Source organism: Mucilaginibacter sp. 22184, from assembly GCF_052045695.1.
Lineage (GTDB): Bacteria > Bacteroidota > Bacteroidia > Sphingobacteriales > Sphingobacteriaceae > Mucilaginibacter.
The window spans coordinates 306,193-326,693 of sequence record NZ_JBQEPI010000010.1; the positions used below are offsets into that span (position 1 = coordinate 306,193).

Annotated in this window: 17 protein-coding genes; 7 read left to right on the forward strand and 10 right to left on the reverse strand. The window is 43.9% G+C overall.

Features of this window, described 5'->3' with window-relative positions:
- Window positions 1-42: 42 nt before the first annotated feature.
- From ACTJKG_RS22740 to ACTJKG_RS22770, 7 genes are all read right to left on the reverse strand, one after another.
- Window positions 43-495: a DUF2147 domain-containing protein gene (locus ACTJKG_RS22740; RefSeq protein WP_172336298.1), complete on the reverse strand. Its 453-nt coding sequence runs from the start codon at window positions 493-495 to the stop codon at window positions 43-45.
- Window positions 496-892: 397 nt separating this feature from the next.
- A complete protein-coding gene (locus ACTJKG_RS22745) occupies window positions 893-1,153 on the reverse strand; it encodes an acyl-CoA-binding protein (protein WP_172336297.1) in 261 nt (86 codons plus the stop codon).
- Between the two features lie 5 nt (window positions 1,154-1,158).
- Window positions 1,159-1,617: an acyl-CoA thioesterase gene (locus ACTJKG_RS22750; RefSeq protein WP_216650606.1), complete on the reverse strand. Its 459-nt coding sequence runs from the start codon at window positions 1,615-1,617 to the stop codon at window positions 1,159-1,161.
- A 95-nt stretch (window positions 1,618-1,712) separates the two neighbouring features.
- Window positions 1,713-2,690: an electron transfer flavoprotein subunit alpha/FixB family protein gene (locus tag ACTJKG_RS22755; RefSeq protein WP_172336296.1), complete on the reverse strand. Its 978-nt coding sequence runs from the start codon at window positions 2,688-2,690 to the stop codon at window positions 1,713-1,715.
- Window positions 2,691-2,893: 203 nt separating this feature from the next.
- On the reverse strand, window positions 2,894-3,637 hold the full coding sequence (locus ACTJKG_RS22760; RefSeq protein ID WP_440740480.1) for an electron transfer flavoprotein subunit beta/FixA family protein: 744 nt from the start codon (window positions 3,635-3,637) through the stop codon (window positions 2,894-2,896).
- Between the two features lie 262 nt (window positions 3,638-3,899).
- A complete protein-coding gene (locus ACTJKG_RS22765; RefSeq protein WP_440740481.1) occupies window positions 3,900-5,696 on the reverse strand; it encodes an acyl-CoA dehydrogenase family protein in 1,797 nt (598 codons plus the stop codon).
- Window positions 5,697-6,047: 351 nt separating this feature from the next.
- Entirely contained in the window at window positions 6,048-6,956 is a 909-nt protein-coding gene (locus ACTJKG_RS22770) for a helix-turn-helix domain-containing protein (protein ID WP_172336293.1), read from the reverse strand.
- A gap of 241 nt (window positions 6,957-7,197) precedes the next feature.
- Between ACTJKG_RS22770 and ACTJKG_RS22775 the strand changes: the two genes are divergently transcribed.
- The 5 genes from ACTJKG_RS22775 to ACTJKG_RS22795 all read left to right on the forward strand — a co-directional run bounded on the left by ACTJKG_RS22775 (window position 7,198) and on the right by ACTJKG_RS22795 (window position 14,568).
- Window positions 7,198-8,421 carry an OmpP1/FadL family transporter gene (locus ACTJKG_RS22775; protein ID WP_172336292.1) on the forward strand — a complete coding sequence of 408 codons (1,224 nt, stop codon included), beginning with the start codon at window positions 7,198-7,200 and terminating at the stop codon, window positions 8,419-8,421.
- A gap of 19 nt (window positions 8,422-8,440) precedes the next feature.
- The gene (locus tag ACTJKG_RS22780) at window positions 8,441-9,772 is read left to right on the forward strand and encodes a G-D-S-L family lipolytic protein (RefSeq protein ID WP_172336291.1); all 1,332 of its coding nucleotides are present in this window, start codon (window positions 8,441-8,443) and stop codon (window positions 9,770-9,772) included.
- Window positions 9,773-9,899: 127 nt separating this feature from the next.
- Window positions 9,900-10,976 (forward strand): matrixin family metalloprotease, encoded by a 1,077-nt coding sequence (locus ACTJKG_RS22785; protein WP_172336290.1) that lies wholly within the window; start codon window positions 9,900-9,902, stop codon window positions 10,974-10,976.
- A gap of 699 nt (window positions 10,977-11,675) precedes the next feature.
- On the forward strand, window positions 11,676-13,091 hold the full coding sequence (locus ACTJKG_RS22790; RefSeq protein WP_440740482.1) for a glycosyl hydrolase family 18 protein: 1,416 nt from the start codon (window positions 11,676-11,678) through the stop codon (window positions 13,089-13,091).
- An 85-nt stretch (window positions 13,092-13,176) separates the two neighbouring features.
- Complete coding sequence (locus ACTJKG_RS22795) at window positions 13,177-14,568, forward strand: glycosyl hydrolase family 18 protein (RefSeq protein WP_216650605.1); 1,392 nt, start codon at window positions 13,177-13,179, stop codon at window positions 14,566-14,568.
- Window positions 14,569-14,628: 60 nt separating this feature from the next.
- On the opposite strand, the gene ACTJKG_RS22800 is transcribed toward ACTJKG_RS22795, so the two are convergent.
- A complete protein-coding gene (locus ACTJKG_RS22800) occupies window positions 14,629-15,516 on the reverse strand; it encodes a 1-aminocyclopropane-1-carboxylate deaminase/D-cysteine desulfhydrase (protein WP_440740483.1) in 888 nt (295 codons plus the stop codon).
- A 199-nt stretch (window positions 15,517-15,715) separates the two neighbouring features.
- On the opposite strand from ACTJKG_RS22800, the gene ACTJKG_RS22805 reads away from it, so the two are divergent.
- Together ACTJKG_RS22805 and ACTJKG_RS22810 are read left to right on the forward strand one after the other, a co-directional pair.
- Complete coding sequence (locus ACTJKG_RS22805; protein WP_172336287.1) at window positions 15,716-16,774, forward strand: RluA family pseudouridine synthase; 1,059 nt, start codon at window positions 15,716-15,718, stop codon at window positions 16,772-16,774.
- Between the two features lie 145 nt (window positions 16,775-16,919).
- Window positions 16,920-17,756 (forward strand): aminotransferase class IV, encoded by an 837-nt coding sequence (locus tag ACTJKG_RS22810; protein ID WP_440740484.1) that lies wholly within the window; start codon window positions 16,920-16,922, stop codon window positions 17,754-17,756.
- Between the two features lie 120 nt (window positions 17,757-17,876).
- On the opposite strand, the gene ACTJKG_RS22815 is transcribed toward ACTJKG_RS22810, so the two are convergent.
- The gene (locus ACTJKG_RS22815) at window positions 17,877-18,710 is read right to left on the reverse strand and encodes a DUF3050 domain-containing protein (protein ID WP_440740485.1); all 834 of its coding nucleotides are present in this window, start codon (window positions 18,708-18,710) and stop codon (window positions 17,877-17,879) included.
- 875 nt (window positions 18,711-19,585) lie between these two features.
- On the reverse strand, window positions 19,586-20,047 hold the full coding sequence (tnpA, locus tag ACTJKG_RS22820) for an IS200/IS605 family transposase (protein ID WP_172336285.1): 462 nt from the start codon (window positions 20,045-20,047) through the stop codon (window positions 19,586-19,588).
- Window positions 20,048-20,501: the final 454 nt, after the last annotated feature.

The following is a 20,501-nucleotide window of genomic DNA, read 5'->3' on the forward strand; positions in this document are numbered from 1 at the left end:
GTCGTGATACCTGATACTAGCTACTTGATACTGTATAAAAAATTATTCCGTCCGTTCCCAAACGGTTGTGCGGCCAAACAGGGATACGCCTATGTAGCCGCGGATTGATAGTGTTTTGCCTTTGTAAGTGATATTGCAGGAGTAAGTTTTACCGTTTTTTGGATCATAGATCTTGCCATCAGTATATTTATCGTCACCATCGGGTACAAAGCCTTCCAGAATGTGTAAACCTATGATGGGGCGGGAGCGCAGCTTTTCGTCCTTGTTCTCTTCGTCGGTTTTGGGTTTACCGTTTTTGAGCGGCTCCTTAAGCCATATTATTTTACCGTTAAACTTGCCATCGGTACCCTTGCTGATCTGTATTTTGGCGCTTTTGATATCATTATACCAAACCCCTTCAATTTTATCGGTCTGGGCCTTGGCGGCTAAGTTTACAGATACTACGGCGAGCAGGATCAATACAAAACGGGCGAAATGCTTTTTAGGTGATGACATGGCTTTTTGATGCTATTGTCGGCTAATTAAATCTGTCTTTTTTAAGCTTTGCCAAATCACAACGTATACAACGGCGAATTGGCACCTCTTTTTGCAGGAGACAAACACAATTAAGCGACAGGGTTAAAAAATAATTTAGTATTGGTTCTTTTTAAAAAGAATCAAGATGTAAGAATCAGGAATCAAGACAATGCAGTAAAACTGGTTATAATGCTTCTCTTGATTCTTAGCTCTTAATTCTTGCTTCTCATCTATAGTAAACAAATATCCTTTTTGGCGAAGCTTAACAAAGGGCCAAATGGCGGAAACATTTGTCAAAATTTCGGAAATTCTATTTGTGCTACTATAAATTGGTTAATTTAAAGATAGGGCTTTTCCTCGATTATTTTATGGCCCTTTACTTTCCTGACAATTCGTTTACCAGATCAATGTATTGCTGGCGGGCATCATGGGCGGTAACACCTTTTAAATTTAACCAGGCATCATATTTAGCCTTAGCCACAAAGTCAAACATCCCCGGTGGGCTATCGGCGTTGATGTCGCCCTCGGTGGCTTGTTTGTATAAACTATATAAGCGCAGCAGCGTTTCGTTATCGGGTTTGGCCGGTAAAGTTTTACTTGTTGCTACTGCATTTTCAAAAAGCTCTTTTTGATCCATATTTATTATTTATTTTGATTTTGTGACTTAGGGAGCTCTTCCACATAATCGTCGCTTTTGGGCGCTTTGATAAATAACTCGCCTAATTCGGCAGGTAATGGGGTTAGTTTGCGTTTTAGGGTATCAATCCAGGCCCCCTGCACTACTATTACAGCGGCTTTAATACCATCACCGCGGTATACCTCCTGCCTGAAAGCCCAGCGAGAGCCGTCGGCCCTGGAACTGATTACTTCGCAGGTTACCTTGATGTTATCGTTAATAGTTATTTCGCGCAAATAGTTAAGCTCTTCCTTAAACAGTACAGGGCCTATTTTAAGTTCAAAAAGCTTGTGGGGCATCGAACCCAGACTTTCGAGCATGTTTAACCTGGCTTGCGCGGCAACATCGGCATATGCCGAGTGCCTCATGTGCTGATTGGCATCTAATTGCGCCCATATGACCTGACCTTCATAATAAACATTCATCTTTTTTAGCTTAAGGCTTAAAGCACAAAGCTTAAAGCGTTTTTAACCTTTTACTCCCTGATAGCTTTTAGCTTTTCGCTTTTGGCTTTCAGCTCTTATTTATGGTTTTGCTTGAAATTCTTCACCGCTTCGGTAAGGCGCGGTAAAATTTCCAGCGCATCGCCCACTACACCATAGTTGGCGGCTTTAAAAAATGGCGCCTCCGGATCTTTGTTGATCACCACAATAGTTTTGGATCCGTTAACCCCTGCCAGATGCTGTATCGCGCCCGAAATGCCCACGGCTATATACAGGTTTGGCCTTACGGTGCCCCCGGTTTGGCCCACATGCTCATGGTGTGGTCGCCAGTGCGCGTCGGCAACGGGACGGGAGCAGGCGGTACCCGCACCCAGTTCTTTAGCCAGGTTCTCGATCAGTCCCCAGTTTTCGGGACCTTTCATACCGCGACCGCCAGATACCACCAATTGTGCGTCTGCCAGCGGAATCTCGCCTTTGATCAGGTTTACTTCTTTAACCTTCACTCCAAAATCTTTGTCGCCAAAGCTTACATCCAATTTTTCGATAGTGGCCTTGCCTTCGCCCTTGTTTAACTGGAAAGTGTTTGGCATCAGGGTGATCACTTTTACATCGCTGGTTACATTCACAAAAGCAAACGCTTTACCCGAGAATACCGCTTTTTTGATCACGAAGCCCTTATCCAGATCGGGATAGGAGAGTGCGCCCGCTACCAGGCCAGCTTTTAATTTGGCCGATAAACGTGGTGCAACTGCACGACCATTGATATCATGCAAAGCAATGATGATTTGACTGCCTTCTTTTTGAGCAGCAGCTATTAAGGCGGTGGTATAAGCCCGGGCATGCAGTTCATCCAAACGTGTATCGGCAACATGCAGCACTTTTTGAGCGCCGTATTGACCCAGGCTTTCCATCTCGCTACCAGCCAGGGTACCTAACACCACAGCGCTTACCGTTGTGCCCGTTTTTTGGGCGATGCCGGCAGCATACTGCACAGCTTCCAGACTCTTCTTTTTTATATTTCCTTCGGTATGTTCTACCAATACAATTACAGACATTTTTTATAGGTTTTAGACAGTTTACAGATCCCCTGTTGAGAGGGGGCGCGTAGGGTTTAGTGATGGGTGGGGTGTGTTATTACGCATTTTATCTGCCAATAGAAACACACCCCTCCGCCCCTCTCAAGAGGGGATTCGCACAGACCCTTACTCTTATTTGAAAAAAATCACTAATTCGCTAAATCAATAATTCACTAATTAAATTATATCACCTTCGCTTCGGCATGAAGCAGTTCTACCAGTTCATCCATATTATCCGGACTAACCATTTTTATTCCGGCTTTAGCGGGTGGTAATTCGTAGGATAAAATTTCGGTTACAGAACTAATAGCTGCCGGTGTCACCACTTTAAGTGGGCGGGTGCGAGCGGCCATAATACCACGCATGTTTGGTATCCGGGCTTCGGCAACACCTTTCTGGCAGGCAATCACCACGGGCAGGCTGCAGGTATCGGTTTCCTCGCCGCCTTCTATTTCTCGTTTTACGGTGGCGATTTTGCCATCTGTCTGAAGATCTGTGGCAAAGCCTATGTAGTCGGTATCCAGCAATTCGGCCAACATGGCGCCTACGGCACCGTTGTTATAATCTATGGATTCTTTACCGCAGAGGATCAGGTCGTATCCCACGCTTTTGGCATATTCAGCTATATAATTGGCGGTTTCGTAAGGGTCATGGCTGTCGGCATCTATGCGGATAGCTTCATCGCCACCCAATGCCAGCGCTTTGCGGATCACCGGCTCAGTATCTGCCTTGCCAACGGTTACCAGGTGTATATCGCTGGCTATTCCTGTTTCTTTAAGTTCCAGGGCACGCACCAGTGCGTACCATTCGTCGTAAGGGTTTATTACGTAGGTAACACCCTGATTATTGATAGCGGTATTGTTATCCTTTAGTACAATTTTGGTGCTGGTATCAGGCACCTGGCTTATACACACTAATATCTTCATGTTTTTATCTTAGGTTACGTATGATGAGAATCAAGAGGTAAGAATCAAGAGAAAAGAGCGAAGAACCGGGATAAAAACATGCCATATTTTACTGTGACTGTCTTGTTTCCTTGTCTCTTGATTCTTGACTCTTATTTCCTGTTTCTCTTAAAAAGCCCCTGCGAGCCTCCCCACCGGCCTGGTGGGGGAGACTCCTGTGCCTCTTGTCGGGTAGCGTCGAGTGCATAGCACTCCCTTTCCTCTGGAGAGGTCGGGGTTTTCGTTAATAGCAATATTTATTTTCTTCGATCAGTTTGGCCGCTATGTTTCTGCGGGCCTGGGTGGTGTTGATATCTTCGGTTTTGGTGAAGCGTTTCAGGCCCATCAGCATCATACGGCGCTCGTCGCCGTCGGCAAATGAATTGATAGCCTCGCGACCAGCCTTGGCAATATTGCCGGCTGCATCGTTGATGTAAACCCGCATGATGTCCAGCTGCTCTTTAACCACATCTTCACCTTTTAAGTTTACCAGTTTTTCAACGCGCAGTTGTAGTGATTCGCTTACGTAAAGCTCTATCAGCATATCGGCCAGGTACATCAGTACTTCCTGCTCTTTACCTAACTGGGTCATCAGTTTTTGTACTGCCGAACCGGCCACCATTAAAATAGCTTTTTTGAAATTGGCGATATATTTTTTCTCGTGGGTGAAAAGGCCTTCATCATCTGAGCCGCCAAAGTCGGGCACGCTCATCAACTCGCCAGCCACTTTCTGAGCCGGACCCATCAGGTCAAGCTCACCTTTCATGGCGCGTTTCAGCATCATATCCACGGTAAGCATGCGGTTAATTTCGTTGGTGCCTTCAAAAATTCGGTTGATACGCGAATCGCGATAAGCGCGGTCCATCGGCGCTTCGGCGCTGTAGCCCATACCACCATAAATCTGTACGCCTTCGTCGACCACATAATCCAGTGTTTCTGAAGCATGTACTTTGATGATAGCCGCTTCGATAGCGAACTGTTCGGTACCTTTCAGTTTAGCCTGAATGGCGTCCATTCCCGACGCTTCGTACATTTCGGTAGCTTCTTCCATATTCTGGCTGGCACGATAAATAGCCGACTCAGACGCGTACGTGCGGATAGCCTGCTGTGCGATCTTATAGCGGATAGCGCCATATTTAGAGATGGGGCGGCCAAATTGCTCACGCTCATTGGCGTAGCGAATAGCCGCCGTTATCACTTCTTTACTGGCGCCTACGGTGGCACCCCCCAGTTTAATACGACCCAGGTTGAGTATGTTAACCGCTATTTTAAAACCGTTCTGTCTTTCGGATAGCAGGTTTTCAACGGGTACTTTGCAATCGTTAAAAAATACCTGACGGGTCGAACTGCCTTTGATACCCATTTTGTGTTCTTCGGTGTTGAGGGATAGTCCTTCAAAACCTTTCTCCACGATAAACGCGCTCAGGTTCTCATCGTTGTCGATTTTGGCGAATACGGTGAATATATCAGCAAAGCCAGCATTGGTGATCCACATTTTTTGACCAGTGAGCAGGTAATGCTTACCATCGGCCGAAAGCTTTGCTCGCGCCTTGCCCGAGTTGGCATCAGAGCCCGCGCCCGGTTCGGTAAGGCAATAAGCGCCTTTCCACTCGCCGCTGGCCAGTTTGGGAATGTATTTTTCTTTCTGGGCGTCGGTACCGTAATATAAAATAGGCAGGGTGCCAATACCGGTGTGTGCCGAAAATGCTACGGAAAATGAATTACCCGCGCCCAGTTTTTCGGTAACCAGCATAGATGTTTTAAAATCCTTGCCAAAGCCACCATATTCTTCTGGGATAGAAATGCTCAACAAGCCTAAAGCACCCGCTTCTTCCATAAGGTGGGGCATCAAGCCCTCTTCCTGATCGTCAATACGCGCTAAATTGGGTGCTACGTTCTGCGCCAAAAAATTGGTACAGGTTTCCGCGATCATCAATTGCTCCTCATTCCACTCTTCCGGAATAAAAACGTTATCAGCCTGTGTTTCCCTGATCAGGAACTCACCACCCTTTAAGGCCTTTATTGATTCAGTCTCACTCATAGTTATGAATTTTTTGGTATCAAGTAGCTAGTATCAAGTATCACGATTTTGAATGTTATTCAGATACGCTCAAGTATCTCGATACTTGATACTGGCTACTTGATACTAATTGGTTTTATAATCGAAAGTAAAATTAGAAGCCTTGCCTGCCGAAAAAAAGGGCAGCAATGCGGAGGTATTGGTCAAAAAGTCGGAAAGAGGAAAGTGTACTAATTTTCTCTTGTCATTCTGAACGCAGTGAAGAACTATTTCTTGAACGTAGTGAAAAATCTGTTCTGCGATATGTAAAGTCGATGAATAGATTCTTCGTTCCTCAGAATGACAAACTGTTTTTAATGGTAATAATTCCTATCAATGCCCGGTAACCACCCTATAATCAGACGGCGACATACCCGTATGCTTTTTAAAATACTTGCCAAAAGACGATTGATCGGGAAAATGGATGTTTTCGGCTACGCGGGCAATACTCACATCATGGTTGCGGAGCAGTACTTTGGCTTCGAGCACTACGGCATCATCTATCCATTCGCCGGCAGTGCGCCCGGTTACTTCTTTGATGGTTTCGGTTAGATGTTTGGGCGATACGTACAGCGAATCGGCATAGTATTGCACATTCCTGTGTTCTTTATAATGATGGAAAACCAGATCCTGAAATAGCATATTCAGCTCCTGCTTGCGGGTTTGTTTACCCTTGATCATTACATGCTGCTTTTCGTAGATCGATTCTACCTCGTACAGCATGGTAGTGAGCATACTGCGGGATATTTCCATACGGTAGGGATGATTTTCGCGTTCCAGTTTTTGCTGCATCAGCAGATAAATATCCAGCAGCATTTTAGCGTCCTCATGATCGGGATAAATTACCGGGAGCGAAGCGCTTTTAAAGTAACTGAACGATTCCAGGAAGTGGCTGCTCACATTGTTTTCGGTTAAAAAAGCTTTGGAGAAAACGATGAAGCGGCATAAAAAATCGTCGCTGCTGTTGTAGATCCGTAAAATATGAAAAGGCGTGGCCAGCAGCATAGCATCAGGCTTGGCTTCGTAAACCTGCAAATTGGCCTCCACAAGGGCATGCCCGCGGGTACAGATGCCTATAATATAGCCGTCGGAGCGGTAAGGATATTCGCTTAAACTGAGGAGTTGCTTTTCGTCGGCAATAAAAAATTCAGGGCTTACGAGCTTGTCTGCGTAGAGGTCGGCAAACTTGGAAAGGCTAAGCTGAGCGATCTTTTTGCTCACGTATCTGGCATTCTTATTCATGTACGGAAAGATATAATTTTATTGTCTAAAATTTATGAAAACGGTTAATTAAATGGCAATAATATTTAGCCGTACCGGTATTATTTATACTATCAATTAAGCTTTCTCCGACTTTTTGACCAATACCTCCGCATTATAGCCCTTTTTTTCCTGTAAAACCATCCTAATTTTATTTTTTAAATAAATACCGTATTGTTCTCTCAAAGCAAGCGGCATATTATAAACCAATTATATTTTACTCATGAGAAAACTTATACTATTGCTATTTGCAATAATGCCTGCTATTGCATTTGGCCAGGGTTTCCAGGTTAACCTTCACGGACAGAAACAGATCGGTATGGGCCATACCGGAACCGGCTTGCTGCAGGATGGTGCCTCCATATTATTTAACCCTGGCGCCGTTGCTATGCTGCCGCAAAATTACGTACAGGCAGGTATGAGTCCGCTGCTGTTTAAGTCGGATTTTAATCCCAGCGGTACTACCGATCAGTTTCGTACCAAAAGCAAAGTAGCTACGCCCTTTACTGCTTATGCCGTTTGGGGGCCAAAAGATGCCCGCTGGAAAGTAGGTTTAGGTGTTTATACCCCATTTGGCGGTTTAACCGATTGGGGGCAAGATTGGGTAGGTAAGTATTCGCTTGAAAGCCTTAATCTGAAGGCTATATATTTTCAGCCAACGTTGAGCTATAGGGTAACCGATTTCCTGAGCTTAGGTGCCGGTTTTGTTTACAACCATGGCTCTGTTGACTTGACCAGAGCTATTCCGGTAACCAACGAGTCGGGCCAGGACGGGCAGGCTCAGCTGAAGGGCGGCGGCCACGGATTTGGCTGGAACGCCGGCGCATTTATCAAAACAAACGTTGGTTTAACCATAGGGCTTGATTACCGCTCAAAGGTAAATACAACCGTAAAAAATGGGGATGCTATCTTTAAAGTGGCCAGTTCTATACAACCCAACTTTCCGCAGCCTAATACATTTACTGCGGCAATTCCATTGCCTTCAACATCATCTATCGGTTTAGGCTACAGGCCTTCTGATAAATGGTTAGTTGCCGTTGATGTGAATTATACCAAGTGGGATGTGTATAAAACGCTTGGGTTTGATTATGCCAAAAACACGCCGACTTTGCAGGATACCTATTCGCCGCGTAACTATAAGAACGGATGGAGTTACCGTGCAGGTGCCGAGTATAAAGCAACCAGTAAATTATTTGTACGCGGTGGCGGTGGTTATGTAACTACAGCGGTTAGGGATGGCTATGTTACCCCCGAGGCGCCTGATGCCAACCGTTATTATTTAACAGCCGGTTTAGGTTATAAACTAACTAAAAACCTTGATCTGGATGCTTCATTTGAGTATGAACATATTAATTCGCGCACACAAACAAATATCGAGTCGCAGTTATCGGGAACATTTAAAACCAATGTTTATATCCCCGGTTTATCGCTTGCTTATCACTGGTAATATTTAAAATTCTAATCAAATGAAAACTTACAAATCATATTTACATATACTTTTAGCTGCCGGTTTATTGGGCCTTGGCGCCTGTAAAACCAGTATCAATACACCTGCTCCTTCGCGCGGAACGGCCGATTTTTCACGATACATTTCTGTAGGTAATTCACTTACCGCCGGTTTTGCCGATGGGGGCTTATACCTGGAGGGCCAGCAAAACTCTTATCCAAGTATTATTGCCGCGCAAATGCAAAAAGTGGGCGGTGGCACCTTTACTCAACCATTGTTCAACGCCAATCAGGCTAACGGCTCGGGTTATTTAAAACTAACAGGGTTTAATGCCGATGGTACACCTAAAACACAACAGGTTCAACCTGCCGCCGTACGTGATCAAATTACAATTCCAGGATTTGGTAATGTGGTTTTGTTTACCAAATACACCGGCGATTTAAATAACTATGGGGTACCTGGTATTAAGTTACAGCAAATAACCTTTGCTCCTTATGGCAACCTGAATGGTTATTTTGAACGCTTGCTGCCTGGTAATTCACCAACCAATACTACTACTTACCTGGATTTTGTAACAGCTAAGCCCTATACATTTTTTACCGATTGGCTGGGAAATAACGATGCCCTGCTGTATGCCACAAGTGGCGGCGCCGGGGATGTGTTGACCGATAAAGCTGTGTTTTCGCAATTGTATAATCTATCCATCACCAAGTTAACTTCAAGCGGCCAAAAAGGTGCGGTTGCCACTATACCAGATGTTACCTCTGTGCCTTATTTTAATACCGTAACGGTTGGTGCTATTTTAGCCGCGGTACAAAAGGCTAACCCGGCGGCAAAGGCCTTGTATATTAACGCACTTAATTCAGATGGTTCTCATTCAGCTAGGGTAGCTACCGCGGCCGATCTGATCATCCTTACCTTTCCAACCAGTATGATTGGGCAGCCGGTTGCTGCTGCCGGTGGCCTGCCTTATGGCGTAACACCGCTTACCCCCATTGATGATAAATATGTACTTGATCAGGGCGAAGTAGCTCTTACACAAGATTATGTAAACGCCTACAACACTACTATTAAGTCTGTAGCTTCATCAAAAGGTCTGGCTATTTTTGATGCCTATACCTTTTTGAACAATGTAAAAGCCCATGGTCTGGTAGTTGATGGCGTGAACCTGAGTTCGGCTTATATCAGTGGCGGCATATTTTCATTGGATGGGATACATTTAACACCACGTGGTTATGCCGTTGTGGCCAATGAGTTTATTAAAGCCATTAATAAACAATATAACGCGTCTATCCCGCTGGCCAATGTATCCAGCTACAGAGGGGTTAAATTCCCCGGAAATAATAACTAAACTTATACGTGCATCTCTAAAAGCATCCTTTTTTTGTCAGGGTGAAACCGGCATGAATGGATATTTTTAGAGATGTTGTTATGTTTAAACTATTGTATTTAGAGAAACCTGCAAAAATCTATATACTATGAAAAATAAAACAACCTTATCAAAAATTACGCTAATGAGCCTGCTTCTCTTTTTTTCTTTTTCTTGTAAAAAGGAGGCATCACAAAGCGTAAAAGAAAAAACAGATATTTATAAAAACATAGCATTTATAAAAGACTGGATACCAACCAATGAAAATTCACAATCCACTACTGGCCCTAAAACCAACGCAATAAGAAATATTGTACTATCGTGGGTGGCTGAGGGAAGTGTTTATCCTCAGGGAAAAACATTGACAGTAGGTTTCTATAACGGTCCAAGCTCTATGGATGCAAGTGCAGCCAGAGATCAGGTTTTTGCCGGAATAAGTGCCTGGTTTCGTATTAATGTGCCGAATCTTAATATCAGTATACTTTCTACCACTGATGTGAACTCCGCAAATGTAAAAGTTGGATGGTATAAAGGAAATCACGGCGATGGGGCCAATAATGCCTTTGATGGTCCTGGTAAAGTTTTGGCGCATGCTACCGCACCTACAAGCGGTATAATGCATTTTGATGACGATGAAAACTGGTCGGCATCCACCTTTGGTCCCGTACCAGGAACAATTGATCTGGCATCAGTTGCGGCACATGAATTTGGACATATCATCGGTCTGGATCATTCAGAATGCTCAAATGCAACAATGACGGCAATTTATTTTGGATTGGGCATGCGAACTTTAAGTGTTGATGATGTGGTAGGTTCAAGGAGTCTTTATGGAAATAATCCAAACTACCAAAGTAGCATTTATCCGTTTATGGATACCGACAATCTGCGACTCGGAGCTACAGGGGATTTTGTACTTTTTTATGCAGTTGATATTTCATCCTCTCCAATGGGAGGACCGCAACAGATAACTTACAACCCAAGCGCGCAACCGCCGTTTAGGTATAGTGGTACAATAAGGTGGGAAATGCCCCCTGGTATTGAATTAGTTAGCGGTCAGGGTACGGCTAAGGCTACAATTAGGGTCAATGGGCAAAATGTTGGAGGAAAGGTATTTATTAAAGCTTATATTTCAGATTGTAATGCAACAATAGAAATTAAATCACTTGAACTAACCTTAAAATCATAGTAAAAATATTCGATAACTATTACTGATCCTACTTGAGCCGTTCTCTGAAAAGGGAACGGCTTTTTTGTTGGGTGGTATAGAAAACCTCGGCTGTCATCGTGTAGTGCTGGGACAAGCTGGTTTCTCCACGCGTTATTGCGAGCGATAGCGTGGCAATCCCCTACTTACAGAGCGGCTCTGCTTATCGGGGATTGCCACGTCGTTCCTCCTCGCAATGACGCGTGGAGATAAACTTTTCAAATATCCTATTTCCGCAGTAGACGAAGAAGCTGGTCCAGCGAAGCATAGACCAGGTGACTATACGACATGTCTGCTATCCTTCGGTACACATCATCCCCGGGAAGCCATGTTGCTCCTTCATTCCCCATATGATGTGCTTAACTAAAAGGCAAACTGTGAGTTAAGCGTATCAGGAAAAATATTTTTCGATAATATTCATAATATATTTATCGTAATGATACCCTACAAAAGCACTACAATGCTTGTTGTTTAAGCGTATTATGCTGTTTTTGAGCTATTTATAACAAAATATTACATTAGCTTTACTTTTATAAAACATACCCTGAATTACTTATTACTATAACTATTGATATCATGATTTGATATTTATAAGCCTGCAAACGTCTGTTGGGCAGGTGTCTTTTTGTTGAAAAAACTTAACAAACCAATCATACATATTAACCACTTAACTCTTAACTTATGAAATTAAATTTTAACTCTTTTCTGCTCTTCCTGGTGTGCTCGGTATTATTTGCCTTATCATCGTGTAAAAAAGATAACCGGGCCGACTTTGCCCCCGTAAATAATAATGCGGAAACAAATAATAAACAAGGCACTAACGCAGTAACTGCCGCCACATTTAAAGTAGTAGCTTATTTGCCCAGTTGGGAGGGCGATGTAAATGCTGTTCAATACAGTAAGTTAACCCATATTATTTATGCCTTTATTTCGCCAACAACCAGTGGGGGCTTAACCTCTATCGATAATCCTGGCAAATTGGCCAACATGGTTACATTGGCGCATAATAACGGGATAAAGGCACTTATCGCTGTTGGCGGCGGTGGCGGTGGCGATGCTTTTCATACCATAGTAGCCAGCTCCAGTTTACGCACCGCGTTTGTGAATACCATGGTTAACTATGTAAATCAAAATAATCTGGATGGTGTAGATATCGACTGGGAATTCCCTTCGGCTGGTACCGAAGCCAATAACTTTGCCTTGATGATGCAGTCGCTGGCTAACGCTATGCACAACATCGGTAAATTAACAACAGCGGCTGTTATTTCAACCGGGGCTACTTACGTAACCAGCACCACCATGACTTCTGTTGACTGGTTGAATATTATGGATTATGATGATAATAACTTTCAGCATTCCACCTATCAATCGGCAGTTGATTGCCTGAACTATTGGAGCGGCAGAGGCCTGGCGCTGGAAAAAACCGTTTTGGGTGTGCCTTTCTACGCTCGCGACAACAGGGGCGATTACATCACTAAAAACTATAATGATGTATTGGCCCTTGGTGGTAGTCCAAATTCAGATACTTTTCAAAACTATGGTTATAACGGTATCCCAACAATTACCAATAAAACCAACTTATCATTTGACCGTGGCATTGCCGGTATGATGATATGGGAACTGGCTGGTGATGCCACTGGATCAAACTCCCTGCTGTCAACCATTCATAACGTGATTGTGGCACATGGCGGCAGCAATCCGCCAACCGGCAGCAATCCGCCAATAGGTTCCGTAATATCATTAAAGGGCTTTAACGGTTTGTATGTGAGCGGCGAGAACGGCACCCAGGCCATGACCTGCACTCATGCTACGGCTGGCGATACCGAACACTTCACCGTAATTGACGCGGGAGGCGGTAAAATATCCCTGCGCAGCAAAGCCAAATACGTATCCTCAGAGAATGGCACCATGGCCATTACCTGTAACCGTGCCACCGCCAGCGATTGGGAAAAATTCGACTGGATAACCACTCCGGATGGAAAAGTAACCCTGCGCGGCAACAACGGCAAATTCATCAGCAGCGAAAACGGTACCCAGGCCATGACTTGTAACCGGGCCACCGCCTCTGGCTGGGAAGCTTTTACCGTAGGTAACTAAATCACCATATGATCAATAATTAATACCGGCTACTCACCGCCGGTATTAATTAACTATATCCAAATAACCACTAATCTATTTATTTATGAAAACAAAGTTTAACTCGTTCCTGCTACTTTGTGTGGCCGTGGTGCTTCTGGCACTTTCTTCTTGTCGAAAAGACAACAACATGTCACCTTCTGCTCCAACTCCTTCGCCCGATGTGCCTAACAGGCCAGTGGGTACTTCGGCTATCCCTGCCGGCTTCAAGGTAGTGGGTTATATACCCAGCTGGGCCGGTGATCTTAATCAAATTCAGTATACTAAGCTTACCCACCTTATTTACGCGTTTGTATTACCAACCAACTCAGGCGGGCTTACTTCTATAGATGGAGGCAGACTATCAACCCTGGTAGCAAAGGCCCATGCCAATGGCGTAAAGGTATCTATAGCTGTAGGCGGATGGAATGATGGTAACGATAGCGCATTTGAAGCCATGGCGGCCAATTCTGGCTCACGCCAAACATTCACCAACAACATTGTAGGTGTAGTAAACCAGTACGGGCTGGATGGTGTTGACATTGACTGGGAGTATCCGGATAATGGAGCTTCATCAAATAACTACGCGGCTTTAATGCAGCTGTTAAGCACCACTTTGCATAACCAGGGTAAATTGTTATCCTCGGCTGTTGTGTCAGACGGTGGTTCATCCATACCTGCAAGCGTTTTTGGTTATGTTGACTTTTTAAACCTGATGGCCTATGATGGCGGAGGTTCAAATCACTCGCCTTATTCACTGGCTCAAACTTCATTAAATTACTGGATAGGCAGAGGCTTGCCAAAAGCAAAAGCCATTTTAGGCGTACCCTTTTATGGCAGGGAGCCGTACACCTCTTATGCTGATATCCTGGCAGGTGGTGGTAGCCCTAACTCTGATACCTGGAACGGTATAGGTTATAACGGTATCCCTACCATTAAAAGCAAAACAACACTGGCTGTTAATCAGGGTGGGGGTATCATGATCTGGGAATTATCTCAGGATGCTGTCGGCGCCAACTCATTGCTTTCGGCTATTTATGATCAGCTGGGCGGTACCAATCCTCCAACCGGCAGCAATCCACCCATAGGCTCTGTTATATCATTAAAGGGCTTTAACGGTTTGTATGTGAGCGGCGAGAACGGCACCCAGGCCATGACCTGTACCCATGCTACCGCTGGTGACACCGAACATTTTACCGTAATTGACGCGGGAGGCGGTAAAATATCTTTACGCAGCAAAGCCAAATATGTATCATCAGAAAATGGTACTATGGCCATAACCTGTAACCGCGCTACTGCCAGCGACTGGGAAAAATTTGACTGGATAACCACTCCGGATGGCAAAGTAACCCTGCGCGGTAATAACGGTAAATTTATCAGCAGCGAAAACGGAACCCAGGCCATGACCTGCAACCGTGCTACAGCCTCGGGATGGGAAGCCTTTACAGTAGGCAACTAAACAATCCCATATATTAATTCTAAATGGAATGCCTGGTTTCGGAGCCAGGCATTTTTTTGGTCAAAACTTATCTTTCATACCCAACAAACCCCAGATGCCGCCGCTATGAATGGCCAGGATCTTGCTGCCGGATTCAAAATGACCTTTGCCGATGAGATCATAAAGCGCGTACATCATTTTGCCGGTATACACCGGTTCGATCACGATGCCGGTAGATGCTACAAATTCTTTTATAAAACTAATCAGCTGGGCATCCGCCTTGCCATAACCGCCAAAATGGTAATCTGTATGGAGGTCGTAATCCGTAGGAGCGGTCAGAAAACGATTGATCTCCTCCCGGATAAACTCACCGTTTTTAAATACCGGTACCGCATGAAAACAGGTTTTAAGCTGATGATTATTTAAGCCGTTGATAATTCCGGCGGCTGTGGTGCCTGTACCGCAGGCGCAAAAAATATGATCATAGGTTTCGGTCAATTCGTCAACCAATTCGGCGCAACCCTGGGCAGCTTCGGGCGATGCGCCGCCTTCGTCAATAAAAAAAGCGTTGGTGTCATCCCCAAAATGTTGATTAAATAAAGCTGTTTTATCGCGGTAGCTATCACGATCGGTAAATAACAACTGCATGCCGTGCAGCTTGCATAAAAACAGGGTATCGTTATTTACCTCTTCGCCACGTACAATGCCGGTAGTTTTAAAACCGAAACGTGCTGAGGCTGCTGCCGTGGCAAGCAAGTGATTGGAGTACGCGCCGCCAAAGGTTACCAGGTGATTTTTGCCCTGGCTCTGCGTGGTTTTCAGCAGGTATTTTAGTTTACGCCATTTATTGCCCGATATCATGGGATGTATCAGGTCGTCGCGTTTCAGAAAAACTTCCACGCCATGCGCATTAAACAGCGGATTGCTGATAGCTTGAACCGGACTGAAAATTTCGAGATCGATATTCATTATTTAGTATCAAGTAGCTAGTATCAAGTATCAAGATTTTACTTGTAAAGTATCCTATATTAAAATTAAGCTACTCATAATCTTGGTAGTTAATGCTAAGTATCAAACGCCAAACTATTTAAAAAAATTGATACTCTCTTAAAATATCTTGATACTTGATACTAACTACTTGATACTAATATTCTACTTTTGCGCTCAAATGGCAGACGATACCGAGTTTATAGAGCAGGAGGAACAGGACTTATATGAGCACTTGCGCGTTGTGGTTGACAAAGGGCAATCGCTGTTGCGTATTGATAAATTTTTGATGCACCGCGTGGAGAATGCCTCGCGCAACCGCATCCAGAATGCTATTGAGCTGGAAAACGTGCTGGTAAACGACAAGCCTGTAAAATCGAGCTACCGGGTAAAACCGCTTGATGTGATATCGGTGGTATTGCCGCACCCGCCGCGCGATACTGAGGTTTACCCCGAAAATATCCCCATCAATATTGTTTATGAGGATGACGACGTGCTGGTGGTTGATAAAGCCGCCGGCATGGTGGTGCACCCGGGTTATAACAATTATACCGGTACGCTGGTTAACGCGTTGGTTTACCATTTTCAGCAGTTACCTACTTTGCCGGGTAATGATGGACGGCCAGGTTTGGTTCATCGCATTGACAAAGATACCTCGGGTTTGCTGCTCATCAGCAAAAACGAACGCTCCATGAACTGGTTGGCCAAGCAGTTTTTTGATCATACCATTACCCGTAAATACGTGGCCCTGGCCTGGGGCGATCTGCCCGAAGATGGCACTGTGACCGGTTATATCGGTCGTAGTGTGAATGACCGTCGGGTAATGTCGATATATGATGACCCGGAAAAGGGCAAATGGTCGGTAACCCATTATAAGGTTTTGGAACGGATGGGATATGTTACCCTGATTGAATGCCAGTTGGAAACCGGACGTACCCATCAGATCAGGGCGCATATGAAGCATATTGGTCACCCGCTGTTCAGTGATGCTACCTATGGCGGTGATAAGATATTGAAGGGTACCGTGTTCAGCAAATACAAACAGTTTGTTGAAAATTGCTTTGAGCTGATGCCCCGGCAGGCCCTGCATGCGCAAACCCTCGGCTTTTTGCATCCAACACTAAAAAAGCAGATCGCCTTTGAATCGCCCCTGCCACAAGATTTTGAAAGCGTACTGCAAAAATGGCGTAAATATACATCGGCTGCTAATCAAACAAATACAGATTCCGAAGAGTTATAGATAACTTAACGTGTAAACTAAGCATGGTTTTTGTACAACATGCCATGCTATGATTTTACACGAGCATCACATATGAATTACGCTGTAAGTATTTCCGCATCTAAAAAAATCCGCACATTTGCACATCTGATATCTGCACATCTACATGACACCCGTTTTGATCAATTTTAATGGAGATATAATTCCGGCGAACAGCCAGCTGCTTACTGTAGCCAACCGGGCTTTTAAGTATGGCGATGGCTTGTTTGAAAGTATGCGCTTAATGAAAGGACAGCTCAAATTTGCCGATCAGCATGCCGACCGCTTGCAACGGGGGATGAAGGTGCTCAAAATTGATGGCTACTCACAAATGGACGCATGGTTTTTAAAAGACATTGCGGAAGAACTGGCCAAGCGGAATAAGGTGAAACACGGTCGTCTTCGTTTGACCGTTTACCGTGATGCCGAGGGTTTGTATACCCCATCACAAAATAAAATGGGGTATTGCCTGGAGCTTACCGCATCTGAAGAGCCGCGTTATTTTCTGAACGAAAAGGGCCTCATTATGGATGTGTTCAGCGAATTGCCCAAACCGTTAAACTACCTGTCGAACATTAAAACCTGCAACTCGCTTATTTATGTGATGGCGGGGATCTACAAAACCCAAAACAAGCTGGATGATGTGTTTTTGCTTAACCAGAACGGTTTTTTATGCGAAGCCAGCAGCTCCAATATATTTATCTATTACCAAAATCACCTGTATACCCCCGCTTTAAGCGAAGGTTGTGTGGAAGGCATAATGCGCCAAGTGGTAATTAAACTAGCCCAGGAAAATAATATCGATATTACCGAGGCCCAGATTAATCCCGATATTTTATACGAGGCCGACGAAGTGTTTTTAACCAATGCCACCCGCGGCATCCAATCGGTAATGGGCTTTGGCGTACGGCGCTATTTTAACCGTATCAGCAAGGTGCTGATGGATGAGTTGAATAAGCTGTAGGGAATAAAACATTAAAAATAGCGCGTCATTGCGAGTGTAGTGTGGCAATCCCCCGACTTACAGAGACGTTCTGCCAATCTGGGATTGCCTCCTCGTAATGACGTGGCTGGAATTTATAACTTATAACTCAGAACCTACCGGCGCTTTAATAGCTGCCAAGATACCATCCCAAAGGGCTATGCGGGTTTGCAGGGCTTCTTTTACAGCTTCTGTCGCTTCCTGCCATTGGATATCATCATCACCGCAAAGCTCCGCGGTCATTTGGTAGGCTAACTGAGAGTGGTGATCACCGTCAACCTCAATGTGGCGTTCCAGGTAATACAGCAAAATATCAACCTTGCCCGGTAGTTGTTGGCTAAGCTCTTTTACTATGCTCACAAACATATCAGGTATCAGATCCTCCCGGCCGAAAGTAAACACGGCGGCCTGCACATAATTTTTAGGACTGTCGATCACTTCAAAAGTATGCTGCACAAAATTGCGTGCCGCTACCGGGATATCGGCAATAATGAGGGCCTCGTCAATATGTTTGCCAAAATTAAGTTCATTGAAAAGGTTGTTGATAGCTACAGCCTCGCTACCGGCCTGCTGCATGGCGCGCAGGTACAACTCAAAATGACTGGTGCGGTTGCCTGCTTCGTCCACATCACTTTCCTCGCCGGTAACAATTTCGTTGATCAGGTAACGGGTGTTGGAGTTACCGGTAGGCATCCATGGCGTAACGGTACAGGTTAATTTTTGCTGTAATGATTTTAGCAGCGACATAAAATCCCACACCGCAAAAACGTGATGATCCATAAAAACGTTAAGCTCCTCTAAAGAATTGATGTTTTTATAAAGCTCGTGCTGTATCAATTGCTCACGCAAAGGCTGGATCTCGGATTTAAGCAGGGCGATTCTGTCGCTGTAATTGGCCATGGATAATAAATTTATGGCCGCAAAAATAGCAAACATGGTGATTATTAACGAAGTGTTTATTTTATTTTGACTTTAGGTTGATGGGGGAGAACGATTTTGCATTTTAAAAAATAGTAGATGGGTTGAGCACCTACGGAGCTCATTTACCTTTATTTTATTTTCTACAAAGCTTTTGTTCCTCCGGAACAGGGATGTAGTATAATACCAGAGAGATTAAAGCTTTATGGGAAAATAGTTTTTGCAAAGTTTTTGTTCTTTTGGAACAGGGAGGTGCGGTATGCTAACCCTAAGATGGGTTAAAGCTTTGTAGAAAGTTCTCCAAAGCAGGAAGGAATAGTACTGCGCCAATGTTGGTGTTGTGACTACCATTCTACTACTTGGCTGATGGTAATAATTTGGTGACAACACCAACAATGGCGCCGAGGGAAATAGTTTTGTTCTTTTGGAACAGGGAGGTGCAGTATGCTAACCCCAAGATGGGTTAAAGCTTTGTAGAAAGTTCTCCGAAGCAGGAAGGAATAGTACTGCGCCAATGTTGGTGTTGTGACTAACATTCTACTACTTGGCTGATGGTAATAATTTGGTGACAACACCAACAATGGCGCCGAGGGAAATAGTTTTGTTCTTTTGGAACAGGGAGGCGCAGTATACTAACCCCAAGATGGGTTAAAGCTTTGTAGAAAGTTCTCCGAAGCAGGAATGAATAGTACCGCGCCAATGTTGGTGTTGTGACTAACATTCTACTACTTGGCTGATGGTAATAAGTTGGTGACAACACCAACAATGGCGCCGAGGGAAATAGTTTTGTTCTTTTGGAACAGGGAGGCGCAGTATGCTAACCCCAGAGGGGTTAAAGCTTTGTAGAAGAATAGAATAATTGATTTTTGCTCCATCGGAGCAAAACTTAGCCGTTATTCGGGTAGTTTGAAAATATATTGCTCTTCAAACACAATATCAAAGTTTTTTAAGAGATGCTTATATTCCTCTATAAACGTCTTTTTTTGGTGATGTTCCTCTTGAGTTAATATGTAATTTACCACTTTGTCAACTTGCGATCGACTGTAGCTAAAAGCTCCATATCCTTCCTGCCATTGAAATTTGCCATGGGTTAATTTTTCTTTATTGATCCATTCAGAAGAATCACTTTTTATGGTTCGTATCAAGTCGGAGATGGCATGTTTTGGATTTAAACCAATAAACAAATGCAAATGATCGGGCATGTTGTTAATAGCTATTACTTTGTGCCCATGATTTTGGGTAATCGCTGTTATATACAATCGTAACCGGTCGTCCCAATCTTTGCTAATTAATGAAGCGCGATATTTAACCGCGAATACAAAATGGATGTATAATTGCGTATAGGTGTTAGGCATAAAAAGGTTGTGCACCTATGGTGCACAATCAAATTTACTATTATTTTCTACAAAGCTTTTGTTCCTCTGGAACAGAATAAATGATTTAAGATAAAATAACCCGGTATGGGTTAAAGCTTTGTAGAAAAAATAATTCTTTTGTTCCTCCGGAATAGAAATAAATGATTTAAGGTAAAATAACCCGGTATGGGTTAAAGTTTTGTAGGAAAAATAATTCTTTTGTTCCTCCGGAACAGAATAAATGATTTAAGGTAAAATAACCTGGTATGGGTTAAAGTTTTGTAGGAAAAACAAATCTTTTGTTCCTCTGGAACAGAAATAAATGATTTAAGGTAAAATAGCCCAGTAGGGGCTAAAGCTTTGTAGAAAAAAAATCTTTTGTTCCTCTGGAACAGAAATAAATGATTTAAGATAAAATAGCCCAGTAGGGGCTAAAGCTTTGTAGAAAAAAATA

Coding starts and splice junctions, on each gene's coding strand:
- ACTJKG_RS22755 (WP_172336296.1), bottom strand. CDS start 2,690: ATGTCTGTAATTGTATTGGTAGAACATACCGAAGGAAATATAAAAAAG.
- ACTJKG_RS22795 (WP_216650605.1), top strand. CDS start 13,177: ATGAAAACAAAGTTTAACTCGTTCCTGCTACTTTGTGTGGCCGTGGTG.
- ACTJKG_RS22765 (WP_440740481.1), bottom strand. CDS start 5,696: ATGAGTGAGACTGAATCAATAAAGGCCTTAAAGGGTGGTGAGTTCCTG.
- ACTJKG_RS22805 (WP_172336287.1), top strand. CDS start 15,716: ATGGCAGACGATACCGAGTTTATAGAGCAGGAGGAACAGGACTTATAT.
- ACTJKG_RS22750 (WP_216650606.1), bottom strand. CDS start 1,617: ATGAATGTTTATTATGAAGGTCAGGTCATATGGGCGCAATTAGATGCC.
- ACTJKG_RS22780 (WP_172336291.1), top strand. CDS start 8,441: ATGAAAACTTACAAATCATATTTACATATACTTTTAGCTGCCGGTTTA.
- ACTJKG_RS22790 (WP_440740482.1), top strand. CDS start 11,676: ATGAAATTAAATTTTAACTCTTTTCTGCTCTTCCTGGTGTGCTCGGTA.
- ACTJKG_RS22770 (WP_172336293.1), bottom strand. CDS start 6,956: ATGAATAAGAATGCCAGATACGTGAGCAAAAAGATCGCTCAGCTTAGC.
- ACTJKG_RS22760 (WP_440740480.1), bottom strand. CDS start 3,637: ATGAAGATATTAGTGTGTATAAGCCAGGTGCCTGATACCAGCACCAAA.
- ACTJKG_RS22775 (WP_172336292.1), top strand. CDS start 7,198: ATGAGAAAACTTATACTATTGCTATTTGCAATAATGCCTGCTATTGCA.
- ACTJKG_RS22810 (WP_440740484.1), top strand. CDS start 16,920: ATGACACCCGTTTTGATCAATTTTAATGGAGATATAATTCCGGCGAAC.
- ACTJKG_RS22740 (WP_172336298.1), bottom strand. CDS start 495: ATGTCATCACCTAAAAAGCATTTCGCCCGTTTTGTATTGATCCTGCTC.
- ACTJKG_RS22785 (WP_172336290.1), top strand. CDS start 9,900: ATGAAAAATAAAACAACCTTATCAAAAATTACGCTAATGAGCCTGCTT.
- tnpA (WP_172336285.1), bottom strand. CDS start 20,047: ATGCCTAACACCTATACGCAATTATACATCCATTTTGTATTCGCGGTT.
- ACTJKG_RS22815 (WP_440740485.1), bottom strand. CDS start 18,710: ATGTTTGCTATTTTTGCGGCCATAAATTTATTATCCATGGCCAATTAC.
- ACTJKG_RS22800 (WP_440740483.1), bottom strand. CDS start 15,516: ATGAATATCGATCTCGAAATTTTCAGTCCGGTTCAAGCTATCAGCAAT.
- ACTJKG_RS22745 (WP_172336297.1), bottom strand. CDS start 1,153: ATGGATCAAAAAGAGCTTTTTGAAAATGCAGTAGCAACAAGTAAAACT.